Origin of the sequence: Flavobacterium sp. LC2016-23 (assembly GCF_009674775.1) — a bacterium.
Lineage (GTDB): Bacteria > Bacteroidota > Bacteroidia > Flavobacteriales > Flavobacteriaceae > Flavobacterium.
Window position 1 is genome coordinate 1 of sequence record NZ_WKKE01000031.1, and the last position, 15,041, is coordinate 15,041.

The following is a 15,041-nucleotide window of genomic DNA, read 5'->3' on the forward strand; positions in this document are numbered from 1 at the left end:
AGTACAATATCTCTCCGAGAGACTTCATTAATTGTTTTTCATTCTGAATACAAATATAATATTTTTCTTATAAAAAATTACAGTTTAAAAAAATAACCACAAAGCACGCAAGGAAAAAAGCGCAAGGCTCGCAAAGCTAGAATTAAACTTTGCGAACCTTGCGAAAACCCTTGCGCCCCTTGCGGTTAAAAACAAAAATCCCAAACTCCTGATTTGGAATTTGGGATTTATAAAATTGTTATTTTAAAACTTTAGTCCAGAATAAAACTAACCGTAACATTTGCTAAAATCTCGATTTCGCCAATTGCCAAAGTTTCGTTTGCCGCTCCGGCTGTATCTGCAGATTCTTTCATTCTCATGGCCGCATACATTGGCTGTGGGTGGTATACCTGAGAATTATCAGAAATCGTATAAGCTTTACCTACTTTTTGTCCTAAAACAGAAACATAGTCTTCTGCTTTTGCTTTTGCATCTTTAATGGCCAATTTTCTGGCTTCTGACTGGTATTGTGCTAATTTAGAGGATTCAAAAGAAACGTTGTCTAAACGGTTAATTCCCTGTTGAACCAAACCTTCCATTAACTCATCGTATTTCGCTAAATCTTTCAATACAATTTCTACCGTTTGAGCAGCATTGTAAGTTGTTTTCTTTTTCTCGTAATCGTATATCGGATTCAGAGCTACTTGTTTTGTTTTGAAATCTGCTGTTGGAATATTCATTTTTTTGATGAATTTCAAAACGGCATCCATTTTTTCGTCATTTTGCTTTTTGACGTCTTTAGCATTATTCCCTTTTGTTTCAACCGTAGCTGAAATACAAACCTGATCAGGTGCTATTTTTACTTTACCTTCTCCATTAACATTGATTTGAGGGATTTGTTTGATTTCCTGGCCGTAAGACATAGTCATAAACATGATTGTTAAAAATAATACTAGTTTTTTCATTTTTGTTATATTTAAATTGTTTGATAGTTGCATTTCAAAAGTTGTGCCAGCATTACAATTTGCCCAATTTCGCCATCCCGAAAAGTATCAAAATCGGAATTGCCAGCAGAATTACCATTAAGGTATGATCGGCAAATAACGAAGGTACTTTTATCAGCGTAATCAGATAACCGCCTACAGCCCCGCCAAAATGCGCTGTGTGACCGATATTATCATTTTTGGCTTTCATTCCGTAAATCGAATACAATAAATATAAAATTCCGAAAAGATAGGCCGGTATTGGAATTACAAAAAAGATACCCAGCATCATATCCGGCTGCAATAATATGGCAGAGTACAAAACACCGGTTACGGCTCCGGAAGCACCAACGGCCCTGTAGCTGTAATCATTTTTATGAAACAGCATAGTAAGTAAACTTCCAAAAATCAAACTTCCAAAATAAACCAGAACAAAAGAAAAATCTCCCAGCCAGCTTAAAACCACGGGAGCAAAAAACCAAAGTGTCAGCATATTAAAAATCAAATGCATCATATCTGCATGTAAAAAACCTGATGATAACATTCTGATCTGCTCGCCGGAACGAATACTTCCGACATGAAATTCGTATTTTCTAAAAAAGGCAATATCATTAAAACCTTTGTAACTTATAAGTGCATTGGCCACTATTATCCCAATCAAAATGGTATTCATAAAAAATATTTAATGTGAATTGTAAAGATACTCATTCTCCCAGATAAGTCAGTAACAAACCAAAATATCGGTCGTTATTCATTTTTACTTTATATTTGTAAAAAAAATTTACATGCAATTTCTCGTTTATATTTTGGCCTACCCTATTCTCTGGCTTATCTCTATACTTCCTTTTCGAATATTTTATTGGTTCTCTGATTTTGTATTTTTTCTGGTGTACTATGTTTTAGGATACCGCAGAAAAGTGGTGCGTGAAAATCTGGCTTTGGCTTTGCCACATTTAAATTTAGCTGAACGAAAAGTGATCGAAAAGAAATTTTATCAGCACATGTGTGATATGTTCCTGGAAACAATCAAAACGATGGGTATTTCACCGGAAGAAATGGATAAAAGGTTTCAAATTACCAATCTTGATCTTGTAAAGGACTATGCGAAAAAAGGGAAGAGCGTTATTCTGGTAGCTTCACATTATGCCAGTTATGAATGGCTTTTAACGATGAACACCAAAATCGATTTTAAAGGAATAGCCGTTTATAAAACACTGGCAAATCCTTATTTTGACAGATTGGTTCGAAGAATTCGTTCCCGATATGATACCGAATTAATTGAAACCAGAAAGGCAATTCCATTAATGGCTCAAAATCAACGGGCAGGGATTTTAAGCATGTACGGGTTAGCTAGTGATCAATCTCCAAAACTGGACAGGATTTTTCATTCGATGAAATTTATGGGTGTTGAAGTTCCGGTACACACCGGTGCTGAAATGCTGGCCAAAAAATATGATTTAAGTGTCATAATGGTAAAGGTAAAAAAAATAGCGAGAGGTTATTATCAAGCTACATTTCTCCCTATTGCAGAAAATCCAAACGATTATCCCAATTTTGATATTACCGAGAAATATTTAAGAGAGGTAGAAAAACAAATTCTTGAAGCTCCGGAATATTATTTGTGGACACACAAGCGATGGAAACACAGAGTGGAATAATTCTGTTAAGAAATAAAAAGATCCAAAAAGCGATAATTGCTTTTTGGATCTTTTCGTTTTAAGGCCTTTCAGAACCCATAAAAAAGATTTGATGGGTTTTTGTACTGTTTTTTTTGATAAGATATTAATGACAATTTCAACAAACAATAATATATTTGATGTCGATAAAAATTTTCCCAAATCTAATTATCTACCTATGACAAAAAACCTATCTTTTACAGCATTGCTGTTCTGTTTTTCAATGGCCCTATTGGCCCAAAGTCCGAAACGCGGCATTGCTTACGGTTACCATTCCCAGGAAGATTTACTGGCACTGAAACCGGGTGTTTCCTGGTGGTACAACTGGAGCCCCTCGCCAGACCAGGCTATTGAACCTAATTACCAATCCATTGGCGTTGAATTTGTACCCATGGCCTGGGGCAAAATCTCCGATGCCGACGTACAAAGCTTCATTGCCAAAATAAAACCCGGCGCTAAATATTTATTAGCATTCAATGAGCCGAATTTTAATGATGGTGCAAGACTAACGCCTCAGGAAGCCGTAAATGCATGGGCCAATATCGAAAAAATTGCAGCCGCAAAAAATCTAGAAATCGTAAGCGCGGCACCAGCGTTTAACGGCTCGAATAATTATGGCGGATATACCAGTCCAATCGCATGGCATGATCAGTTTTTTCTTTTATGTCCTGATTGCAAAGTCGATTATATTGCTTTTCATACGTATGATGCCACAGCAGGATCTGTTATTGGCGTTACGGGACTTCTGAAAAAATATAATCGCCCGGTTTGGGTCACTGAATTCGCAAACAGGGTCATTCAGACAGCCGCAGAGAAAACGGCTTTCATGAAAGAAATTGTAACCAGTTTTGAAAATGATCCGGATATTTACCGCTATTCCTGGTTTTCGGGCCGTGTTGATCCTAAATGGCTGGATATGGCTGAAGGGCCTTTATTGGCTCCACAAAGTGGTGTTTTAAGACCTATTGGAACGGAATACGTCAATGCGACTTATACGTCTAAAAAAATGACTGTTCCGGGCGGAATCACGGCCAACAAACATTATCGCAGAAAAGGCACCACTTTATCAAACACAACAGATTCCGGGACAGGTCAAAATGTTAGTTCGGTCAGCAACGGAGACTGGAATGAATTTATGCTGAGTGTTGCTGATGCCGGGACTTATAATTTTACTTTTAGAGTTGCATCCGCTACAATTCCCGGAAAATTTGACATTTTGGTCAACAATACGGTTGTTAAAACAGACGAAACCTTTCCGGCAACCGGAGGTATGCAGACGTATGCCAACAAAATTGTAAACGGAATTGCATTACCAAAGGGAGAAGTTTACCTTAAAATCAAGTTCAAATCAAATGATATGAATTTTAATTTTATTGATGTTGCAACGGCGAACCTCGGCGTCAATGATCCTGCGATTGAAAAAGATTCTTTTACGGTTTATCCTAATCCGGTTAAAGAGCAGTCTACACTTCACATTAAATCGGAAACCACTGAACCGTTACATTTGAAAATTATCGATATAAAAGGAAGTATCTGTTATTCTTCAGACAACTATTTTACCAATGAAGATATTAAAATTGGAGACAAACTCCAGAGCGGGGTTTATATCGTAACCGCAACTTATGGCACAGTCAAAAAATCATTAAAAATTATCAAAAAATAAATTTTGGTTTTAGAATAAAAAAACACCTCTTTCGTCGATTTGAAAGAGGTGTTTTTTATTTTATGAAAAACAGCAGAAAATCAGATTCCGGCAATCGCTTTGATTTCATCAATAATACGAAGTGCCAGAACATCTGCTTTTTCCTGAGAAGGCGCTTCTGTATAAATTCTGATGATTGGTTCTGTGTTTGATTTTCTTAAATGAACCCATTCTGTAGCAAAATCAATTTTCACACCATCAATTGTCGTGATATCTTCGTTTTTATATTTTTCTGTCATGGCAACCAAAATAGCATCCACATCAATTTGTGGTGTCAGTTCAATTTTATTTTTGCTCATGTAATATTCCGGATACGAAGCACGCAATGCTGAAACTGACATTTTTTTATTGGCCAGATGCGTTAAAAACAACGCTACTCCAACCAAACTATCACGCCCGTAATGTGATTCCGGGTAGATAATTCCGCCGTTACCTTCACCACCGATAATGGCATTATTTTTTTTCATCAGTTCCACTACATTCACCTCACCTACGGCACTGGCTTCATAGCTGCCTTTGTGGCCAACCGTAACATCACGCAAAGCACGTGAAGAAGACATATTAGAAACGGTATTTCCAGGTGTTTTACTCAGTACATAATCGGCACAAGCTACCAAAGTATATTCTTCGCCAAACATCTCCCCGTCTTCGCTGATAAAAGCCAGACGATCAACATCCGGATCTACTACTACTCCAAGATGTGCTTTTTCTTTTACTACCAATTCAGAAATATCTGTCAGGTGCTCTTTTAAAGGTTCCGGATTATGAGGAAAATGTCCGTTTGGTTCGCAGTACAATTTTACTACTTCAACGCCCATTAACTCCAATAACCTCGGAATGATAATTCCTCCTGATGAATTTACTCCATCCACAACAACTTTGAATTTCGCTGCTTTTACAGCTTCAACATCTACTAAAGCCAAGTTTAAAACTTCGTCGATATGGATATCCATATACGCATCGTTTATCGTGATTTCTCCCAAGTTGTCTACATCTGAAAAGTCGAAAGCTTCGGCTTCTGCAATTTCAAGAATTTTAGCCCCTTCTGCCCCGCTTAGGAATTCGCCTTTTTCATTTAGCAATTTCAGGGCATTCCATTGTTTTGGATTGTGAGAAGCCGTCAGTATAATTCCGCCATCTGCTTTTTCCAATGGCACTGCAATTTCTACGGTTGGCGTAGTGGAAAGCCCAAGATCAATTACATTAATTCCTAAACCAATTAAAGTATTTACCACAAGGTTATGAATCATCGGGCCTGAAATTCGGGCATCGCGACCAATTACAACCGTTAATTTTTCTTTAGAAGTATTATTTTTAAGGAAAGTTCCGTAAGCCGATGCAAATTTTACGGCATCAACAGGAGTCAGGTTATCTCCTACTTTTCCACCAATAGTTCCACGTATACCTGAGATAGATTTTATTAAAGTCATTTTTTTGAGTTATAGTTACCAATTACAAATATAGAAAAGTTAGTAAGGTTCTTAGTGGCTAAGGGGCTAAGATTTTCTGAAAAAGTTGCTGAGGAGCTAAGTTACTTGGGTGCTGAGATTTTAATGGAGCAGTGAATCATTCTTTAAACGATATAAAAAAGTTTTCATACATTTACTAAAATAAACTTAGCATCTTACCACCTAAGAGCCTTAGTACCTAAGAAACTTAGCACCTCAAAAAATGAATTTTCTAGCACACATTTATTTGTCAGGAGACAATGATCTGATCAAAATTGGCAATTTTATGGCCGATGGAATCCGCGGAAAACAATTTGAACATTTTCCGAAGGATGTCCAAAAAGGAATCATTCTGCACCGTTCTATAGATACTTACACCGATTCGCATGATATTTTCAGACAAAGTACCAAGCGGTTACATGAAAAATACCACCATTATTCCGGAGTGATTGTAGACATTGTTTACGATCATTTTTTAGCTAAAAACTGGACTAAATATTCTGACGAAAAACTGGAAACTTTTATTAACCGGTTTTATAGATCTCTACATGAAAATTACGATATCCTGACGGAAAAAACACAGAACCTGATGCCATATATGATTGAGCGAAACTGGCTTTTGAGCTATCAGACCGTTGAAGGGATTCATCAGATCTTAACCCAAATGGACCGAAGATCCAAAAACGAATCCAAAATGCAGTTTGCCAGTACCGAATTAAAAGAATTTTACACCGAATTCGAACAGGAATTCACGCTCTTTTTTGAAGATATAAAAGAGCATGCAAAACAAAAATTACTCTTACTATGAGAAAAATAACGCTTTTATTTACCTTCATTTACATTAGTTGCACAGCGCAGCAAACTCCGGCAGTACCAACAGGATTAGTAGTTACAAAAGCTATGGTCGTTTCCGCCCGCGAAGAAGCCTCAAAAATAGGGGTTGAAATCATGAAAAAAGGCGGTAACGCTTACGATGCGATGGTGGGTACAGAACTGGCCCTGGCAGTGGCTTTTCCGTTTGCCGGAAACATTGGCGGCGGCGGATTTATGGTGTACCGAAAAGCAAATGGCGAAGTAGGATCTTTAGATTATCGTGAAAAAGCCCCGTTGGCCGCGACCAAAGACATGTTTTTAGATAAAGACGGAAATGTTATTAAAGGAAAAAGTACCGAAACAGCTTTAGCAATTGGAGTTCCGGGCACTATTGCCGGTGTTTTTGCCGTTCATAAAAAACTGGGCTCTTTGCCTATGTCCGAGATTTTAAAACCGGTAATTGCATTAGCAAAAAGAGGCGTAATTGTAACCAGAAAACAGGAAAAAAGCCTGAAAGATTATCGTGAAAGTATTATTAGAATAAATGGAGAAAAAACTCTTTTGGCTGCTGACTTTAAAGAAAACGATACCATTAAATATACTGCCTTAGCTGAAACTTTAAAGAGAATTCAGAAAAACGGCAGAAATGAATTCTACAAAGGAAAAACAGCCAAAATCCTGGTCGATTATCTTAAGAAAAAAGGAGGCATTATCACACTTGAAGATTTAGCGAAATATGAAGCCAAATGGCGAACACCACTTCAGTTTACCTACAAAGATTTAAAATTAACCTCCATGTCTCCTCCAAGCAGTGGCGGAATCTGTCTGGCACAAATTTTAAAAATGGTTGAACCGTACGACTTATCTAAATTAGGACACAACACCCCCGAATCCATTCAGATCATTGTTGAAGCCGAAAGACGTGCTTACGCAGACAGAAGTCAATATTTAGGCGATCCTGATTTTGTAAAAATTCCGATCAAAGCTTTACTGGCTGATTCGTACTTAAAAGACAGAATGGCTACTTTTAATCCCGAAAAGGCGAGCTTATCCTCAGAAATAAAAGAAGGAAAAGTGACGTATAATGAAAGTACGGAAACTACCCATTATTCTATCGTGGATCAGTTTGGGAATGCTGTTGCGGCAACGACAACCCTAAATGACGGGTATGGATCTAAATATTATTGTGACGAATTAGGTTTCTTTTTCAATAACGAAATGGACGATTTTAGTGCCAAGCCCGGATCTCCGAATATGTTTGGTTTAGTAGGAAATGAGGCCAATAGTATTGCACCTCAAAAACGTATGTTAAGTTCGATGACGCCAACCATTGTAGAAAAAAACGGCAAGCTGTTTATGGTAGTCGGCACTCCTGGTGGTTCAACTATTATTACTTCTGTATTACAAACTATTCTAAATGTTTACGAATACAATTTAAGCATGCAGGAAGCAGTAAATGCCCCACGCTTTCATCATCAGTGGCTGCCTGACCTTATTAATTTTGAGCAGGACACTTTTGATCCTGCAACTATCGAAAAACTAAAATCAAAAAACTATCTGATTAATGAAAAACCAAGTCCGATTATTGGTAAAGTGGATGCCATTTTGGTTCTTCCCAATAAAAATCTGGAAGGCGGCGCAGACTTCCGCGGTGATGATAAAGCAGTAGGCTTTTAATTTAGTTCCGTTTTTTTACTAGTTTTTTAAAGATTATAATTTAAATTTGTAGTATCCGTAATTTTTAAAACAGAATGCTAAAAAAATATTTCAGAAGACTCGAAAGCATTATTGCTTTGGCGCAATCCTTAATGACCCCAAAGCAATTTATTTTTTTATCAAGTGTTTTAATCGGCATTTCGTGTTCGCTTGCCGTTATTATTCTAAAGACTTTTGCACATAGCGTTTTTTCATTTGCCACTTATATCAATGGAATTTTAAAATTAAGTTTCATCAACAGTTTACTTCCTATTATTGGTATTTTACTTACTGTTTTGGTGGTAAAAAAAGTGCTTAGCGGAACCATTCAGAAAGGAACTTCCCAAATACTATATGCGGTTGCCAAAAAAGCAAGTATCATTCCTAAGAAACAGATGTACGCACAAATTGTGACCAGCTCGTTAACCGTTGGTCTGGGCGGTTCTGCCGGTTTAGAAAGTCCGATTGTAATTACAGGAGCTGCATTTGGTTCTAATTTTGCCCAGAATTATAAATTACCTTACAAAGACAGAACCTTACTGATTGGCTGTGGTGTCGCTGCCGGAATTTCTGCGGCATTTAATGCACCCATCGCCGGTGTTCTTTTTGCGATTGAAGTTTTACTGGTTGATGTGAGTATTTCAGCTTTCACCCCCATTATGATTTCCGCCGCAACTGGTGCTATTGTATCTGCCATTTTATTAGATGAAAGCATCTTATTGTCTTTCAGACAGCAACAGACTTTCAATTATCATAATACTCCGTTTTATGTAATTTTAGGCGTACTAACCGGACTTGTAGCGATTTATTATTCCAGAAATTTCCAGAAAGTCGAACATTATTTTTCCAAACTTGAAATGGGACCTTATAAAAAAGCGTTGATAGGATCTTCTATACTCGCTATTTTGATTTTTATCTTCCCTACTCTTTTTGGGGAAGGTTACGAAAGTATCAAAACCTTATCGGAGAATGATCCCGGAAAATTATTGGACAATACTTTATTTAGTGATTACCGAAACAATAATTGGGTTTTACTGGTTTTTGTCGGATGTACCTTAATGATAAAAGTACTGGCTACAGGTTTGACTATAGGAAGCGGCGGAAACGGAGGAAATTTTGCTCCTGCCTTGTTTATTGGTTCTTATTTGGGTTATTTTTTCTCCAAATTGATTAATATGACAGGCCTCACCAATCTGCCTGTCAGCAATTTCACAATGGTTGGAATGGCCGGAATTCTTAGTGGTTTGTTTCATGCACCGTTAACAGCCATCTTCCTGATCGCAGAAATAACAGGAGGTTACGGCTTAATGATTCCGCTGATGATTATATCGTCTATAAGTTTTGCTATTTCTAAAAAATTCGAAAAACATTCCCTTGATGTAAAAGGACTGGCTAAGAAAGGGCATGCCTTTACGAGTAATAAAGATTCCAATATTCTTTCGACTCTGGACATTGACTCCATTATCCAGACAGACTATCTAACCGTTCATCCTGATGAAAATTTAAGCAAACTGGTTGATCTTATCTCCCACTCCAATCAGGTCGTTTTTGCAGTTGTTAATAACGACAGGGACCTGGTTGGCGTAGTGCATTTTAATGACATCCGTGAAATTATTTTCAATTCATATCGTGTGAAATACACTGTGATCAAGGACGTCATGAAAACTCCGCCTGCTACCATTTCTTCCTACGACAGCATGGAAATTGTGATGAGTAAATTCGAAAATACAAAAACTGCATTCATTCCCGTCTTACGAAATGAAAAATACTACGGCTTCATTTCCAAATCGATAGCACTCGAAGCCTACAGAACCAAATTGCGATCCATGACCATTGAATAAGCTTAGTATCGGATAGGCTAAAATTTGGATTATCCGATATTAAGAAGTACTTTTGTAGGATTATGTGGAATATAGACCTAACATACAGAGAAGAATTTCAATCAACTTTTGAACGATTGTACCAAAAAAGGCATGATTTGCAAACCAGCAGACCATTGCCCAATATCGCTTTGCATAAAATCCGTGAAAGCCTTTCGCTAGAATGGACCTACAATTCGAATAGTATCGAGGGAAACACCATGAGCCTGCGTGAAACACAAATGGTAATTCAGGAAGGCATCACCATAAAAGGAAAATCATTGCGGGAACATTTTGAAACCCATAATCACGATAAGGCTATTGATTATTTGTATACCATTGTCAATGACGATTACAAACTCAGAAGTATAGATATACTTTCCATTCATGGTTTAGTATTGCGCTCTATCGAAGATGATTTTGCAGGGCGTTTACGAAATGGCGGTGTTCGTATTTCGGGAGCCAATTTTATGCCTCCAAATGCGAATAAAGTTTCAGACTATCTTGACGAATTAATAGATTTTATAAATACAAATCCATTGGGGCTTAATGATATCGAACTGGCTACCATTTATCATCACAAACTAGTCTGGATACATCCTTTTTTTGATGGAAATGGCCGTACGGTGCGTTTAAGCATGAATTTATTATTGATGCGCTGTGGGTTTCCGCCTGCCATTATTCTTAAAAATGACAGAAAAAAGTATTATGAAGCACTTAACCAGGCTAATAACGGTAATTATCAGAAATTAATCCTTTTGATGTGCCAGGCCTTAGAGCGTACACTTAATATTTACCTCAATGCGATGCCGGATAGTGATACCAACTTTCAGAAAATAGCTGATATTGTCAGTGAGCCGCAAGCTCATTATGGTCAGGAGTATATTAGTTTACTCGCCCGAACAGGAAAAATAGACGCTTACAAAGAAGGCAGAAACTGGTATACGACCAAAGAAGCCATCGAAGAATATATGCTTACCCGAAAAAGAAAACGCTAGCTCAGGTTAGCGTTTTTTGTTACTAATTGTAACATAAAGTTTTGTACTCTAGTACTAAAAGAACAAATCAAAGTGGTAACTTTGCGTTTTGCTCAAAATTATGTTAGAAAAAGACAATACTATTGAAGTTCTTGGTGCAAGAGTTCATAATCTAAAAAATATAGACATTTCTATTCCGCGTGAAAAACTGGTGGTCATTACCGGTTTATCGGGTTCGGGAAAATCCTCATTGGCATTTGACACCATTTACGCTGAAGGGCAGCGTCGTTACGTAGAAACCTTTTCAGCTTATGCCAGACAGTTTCTTGGTGGCTTAGAACGTCCTGATGTTGACAAAATCGACGGACTTTCTCCCGTAATTGCAATCGAACAAAAAACAACCAGTAAAAGCCCGCGTTCAACCGTTGGTACTATTACTGAAATATACGATTTCCTGCGACTTTTATATGCCCGTGGTGCCGATGCTTTCAGTTACAATACCGGTGAGAAAATGGTTTCGTATTCTGACGACCAGATTAAAGATTTGATTATCCAGGATTTTAACGGGAAGCGAATTAATATTCTTGCTCCGGTGATTAAAGCCAGAAAAGGGCATTATGCCGAATTATTCCAGCAAATTACCAAACAGGGATTTTTAAAAGTCCGTGTAAATGGCGAAGTACAGGATTTGGTTTCAGGAATGAAATTAGACCGTTATAAAACCCATGACATCGAAATTGTAGTCGACCGAATGCTCATCGAAGATACTCCGGACAATCAAAAAAGATTGGCTGAAAGTATCAATACCGCTATGCATCATGGTGAAGATGTATTAATGATTTTAGATCAGGATTCCAATGAAGTACGTTATTTCAGTAGAAATTTAATGTGCCCTTCAACAGGAATTTCATATCAGAACCCGGAACCGAATTTATTTTCGTTCAACTCTCCAAAAGGAGCTTGTCCGCATTGTAATGGATTGGGAACAGTTCATGAAATCAATGTCAAAAAGATTATTCCAAATCCTAAATTATCCATTAAAAGTGGTGGTTTTGCTCCGCTTGGAGAATATAAATCATCCTGGATTTTCAAGCAATTAGAGGTTATTGGAGAGAAATTCGGTTTCAAAATAACAGATGCTATCGAGAAGATTCCGGAAGAAGCCATGCAAATGATTCTTCATGGCGGAAAAGATAAATTTACAATCAATTCAAAGGACTTGGGTGTTACGCGCGATTATAAAATTGATTTTGAAGGGATTTCGAATTTCATTAAAAACCAATACGACGAAAGCGCTTCGACCACCATAAAACGCTGGGCAAAAGATTTCATGGACGAAGTAAACTGTCCGGTTTGTGAAGGCTCGCGTCTGAAAAAAGAAGCTCAGTTTTTCAGAGTTAACGGAAAAAACATCACCGAATTGTGTGATATGGATATTTCTGATTTAACTTCCTGGTTTCAGGATTTAAATAATCATTTATCAGATAAACAGCTTCTGATTGCTTCTGAAGTGGTGAAGGAAATCAAAGATCGCCTGAACTTCCTGATGAATGTTGGTCTAAATTATCTGGCGTTGAGCCGAAGTTCAAAATCGCTTTCGGGCGGTGAAGCACAGCGAATTCGCCTGGCCACGCAAATTGGCTCGCAATTGGTTGGTGTTTTATATATCCTCGATGAACCGAGTATTGGTTTACACCAGAGAGACAACGAAAAACTGATTCATTCGTTAGAGCAATTGCGTGATATCGGCAACTCGGTTATTGTAGTCGAGCACGACAAAGACATGATCGAACGTGCGGATTATGTCATTGATATTGGACCAAAAGCCGGTAAATATGGGGGAGAAATCATCAGTATCGGAACACCTGCAGAAACTTTAAAATCGAATACCATTACCGCTCAATATCTGAATGGTAAAATGAAACTGGAGATTCCAAAAGAACGTCGTAAAGGAAATGGTAAATTTCTAAAACTAACCGGAGCAACGGGAAACAACCTTAAAAATGTTTCTATCGAATTGCCTCTAGGCCAATTAATATGCGTTACGGGAGTTTCGGGAAGCGGTAAATCGACTTTGATCAACGAAACCCTCTACCCTATTCTGAACGCTTATTATTTTAACGGTGTCAAAAAACCACAACCTTATAAAAAAATAGAAGGATTAGAACATATTGACAAGGTAATTGATATTGACCAAAGTCCGATTGGAAGAACACCACGTTCAAATCCGGCGACTTATACCGAAGTTTTTACCGAAATCAGAAATTTGTTTACGATGACTTCCGAAAGTATGATTCGCGGTTACAAAGCCGGGCGTTTTAGCTTTAATGTGAAAGGCGGACGCTGCGAAACCTGTGAAGGTTCGGGGGTCAGAACGATCGAAATGAACTTTTTACCAGATGTTTACGTGGAATGTGAAACGTGTCAGGGAAAACGTTTCAACAGGGAAACTTTAGAAATCCGTTACAAAGGAAAATCTATTTCGGATGTATTGAATATGACGGTGGATGAAGCGGTTCCGTTTTTTGAGAACATTCCAAAAATCTACCGAAAAGTAAAAACGATTCAGGACGTTGGTTTAGGCTATATTACGCTTGGCCAGCAAAGCACAACGCTTTCGGGTGGTGAAGCGCAGCGTATCAAACTGGCAGGAGAATTGTCTAAAAAAGATACCGGAAATACGTTTTATATTCTGGATGAACCTACTACCGGTTTGCATTTTGAAGACATTCGGGTTCTGATGGATGTGATCAATAAACTGGTGGATAAAGGAAACACCATTCTGGTGATCGAACATAATATGGATGTCATTAAACTTGCCGACTACATTATTGATATTGGCCCTGAAGGTGGAAAAGGCGGCGGACAATTAATTGCCAAAGGAACTCCTGAAGAAGTGGCAAAAAATAAAAAAAGTTATACAGCTAAGTTTTTGAAAAAAGAGTTGGAATAAAGAGATATTATTAAAATCTAAATTTTTACTGAGATAAATATCCATGATAAACTAAATCATTTTTATCATGAATATTTATCTTATGCCCTTCCTTTATTAAAAATATTTTGTTTGCAATTTGCATAGCATCTTCATAATAATGATCCGTCAAAATTATTCCTTTCGTTTCTTTTATATTATTTAAAAAATCTTTAATTATTTCAACAAATAAAGGTTCAACCATAGAAAACGGCTCATCTAATAATAAAAAATTATGATTTAAATTACCTAGTAAAATAATTTCCAAATACCTTCTTTCTCCAAGAGATAATTCCCAAATTTTACGATTTTGTATATTATTAATTCGCGGAGCATAAAATATTTTATCTTGTTTATCTTCATCATTAAAATACATGAAAATTATTTCTGAGACTTTTAATCTTTTAGGTAAGAAATTTTTTTGTGGTAAATAACCAATTCTATTATCCAAAATGACGTTACTCTCTTTTATGAACTCCTCATTGATTCTAATCTCTATGTTATCCGATTTTAAAGTTCCATAAATAAGTTTTAAAAGAGTCGATTTACCACTACCATTTCGTCCAAAAATTGCATTTATTTCACCTGTGTAAAATTGAAATGACAAATTTTTAAAAATTTGTTTTTCCTTAAAAGATTTATTTACATTTTTAATTTCTAAAACATTCATTTTATTAGCTGATAAGTTAGAGAGACAATAATCGAAATAAAAACATTCAAAAACAGAACAATAAAATTTAATCTCTTTTTAGTAAATCCTTTATTATGATAAAAATAATATTCATTACCATAAAAATACTGAAAACTTAAAATACCCAAAATCGTTCCAATGCTGGCAAAAATAATTGGTACGAAATAAAAATTAAAAAATAATAGGCTTAGTAGAAAAGAATAGATAAGGTTAAAAAAATTAACATCATAATAGTACTTAAATATCA

11 protein-coding genes are annotated in these 15,041 nt (G+C 36.7%); 7 read left to right on the top strand and 4 right to left on the bottom strand.

Annotation, left to right across the window (positions count from 1 at the left end):
* Positions 1-251: 251 nt before the first annotated feature.
* The gene (locus GJU43_RS21160; RefSeq protein ID WP_154343723.1) at positions 252-944 is read right to left on the bottom strand and encodes an SIMPL domain-containing protein; all 693 of its coding nucleotides are present in this window, start codon (positions 942-944) and stop codon (positions 252-254) included.
* A gap of 52 nt (positions 945-996) precedes the next feature.
* A complete protein-coding gene (locus GJU43_RS21165; protein WP_154343725.1) occupies positions 997-1,635 on the bottom strand; it encodes a rhomboid family intramembrane serine protease in 639 nt (212 codons plus the stop codon).
* A 112-nt stretch (positions 1,636-1,747) separates the two neighbouring features.
* Here GJU43_RS21165 and GJU43_RS21170 point away from each other — a divergent pair, with 112 nt between their 5' ends.
* On the top strand, positions 1,748-2,620 hold the full coding sequence (locus tag GJU43_RS21170; protein WP_154343727.1) for a lysophospholipid acyltransferase family protein: 873 nt from the start codon (positions 1,748-1,750) through the stop codon (positions 2,618-2,620).
* A gap of 196 nt (positions 2,621-2,816) precedes the next feature.
* Positions 2,817-4,301 (top strand): glycosyl hydrolase, encoded by a 1,485-nt coding sequence (locus GJU43_RS21175; RefSeq protein WP_195760079.1) that lies wholly within the window; start codon positions 2,817-2,819, stop codon positions 4,299-4,301.
* An 80-nt stretch (positions 4,302-4,381) separates the two neighbouring features.
* Here the strand turns inward: GJU43_RS21175 and glmM are convergent, their stop codons facing one another.
* Positions 4,382-5,770 carry a phosphoglucosamine mutase gene (glmM, locus tag GJU43_RS21180; RefSeq protein ID WP_154343731.1) on the bottom strand — a complete coding sequence of 463 codons (1,389 nt, stop codon included), beginning with the start codon at positions 5,768-5,770 and terminating at the stop codon, positions 4,382-4,384.
* Positions 5,771-6,011: 241 nt separating this feature from the next.
* Between glmM and GJU43_RS21185 the strand changes: the two genes are divergently transcribed.
* The 5 genes from GJU43_RS21185 to uvrA all read left to right on the top strand — a co-directional run bounded on the left by GJU43_RS21185 (position 6,012) and on the right by uvrA (position 14,085).
* The gene (locus GJU43_RS21185) at positions 6,012-6,596 is read left to right on the top strand and encodes an ACP phosphodiesterase (protein ID WP_154343733.1); all 585 of its coding nucleotides are present in this window, start codon (positions 6,012-6,014) and stop codon (positions 6,594-6,596) included.
* The gene (gene ggt, locus GJU43_RS21190; RefSeq protein WP_154343735.1) at positions 6,593-8,278 is read left to right on the top strand and encodes a gamma-glutamyltransferase; all 1,686 of its coding nucleotides are present in this window, start codon (positions 6,593-6,595) and stop codon (positions 8,276-8,278) included. Before GJU43_RS21185 ends, ggt begins: the two co-directional genes overlap by 4 nt.
* A gap of 74 nt (positions 8,279-8,352) precedes the next feature.
* Positions 8,353-10,137 (top strand): chloride channel protein, encoded by a 1,785-nt coding sequence (locus GJU43_RS21195; RefSeq protein ID WP_154343737.1) that lies wholly within the window; start codon positions 8,353-8,355, stop codon positions 10,135-10,137.
* Positions 10,138-10,199: 62 nt separating this feature from the next.
* A complete protein-coding gene (locus GJU43_RS21200; protein WP_154343738.1) occupies positions 10,200-11,153 on the top strand; it encodes a Fic family protein in 954 nt (317 codons plus the stop codon).
* Positions 11,154-11,253: 100 nt separating this feature from the next.
* On the top strand, positions 11,254-14,085 hold the full coding sequence (gene uvrA, locus GJU43_RS21205; protein ID WP_154343740.1) for an excinuclease ABC subunit UvrA: 2,832 nt from the start codon (positions 11,254-11,256) through the stop codon (positions 14,083-14,085).
* A gap of 25 nt (positions 14,086-14,110) precedes the next feature.
* Here uvrA and GJU43_RS21210 read toward each other — a convergent pair whose 3' ends face one another.
* A complete protein-coding gene (locus GJU43_RS21210; protein ID WP_154343742.1) occupies positions 14,111-14,773 on the bottom strand; it encodes an ATP-binding cassette domain-containing protein in 663 nt (220 codons plus the stop codon).
* Positions 14,774-15,041 lie beyond the last annotated feature (268 nt).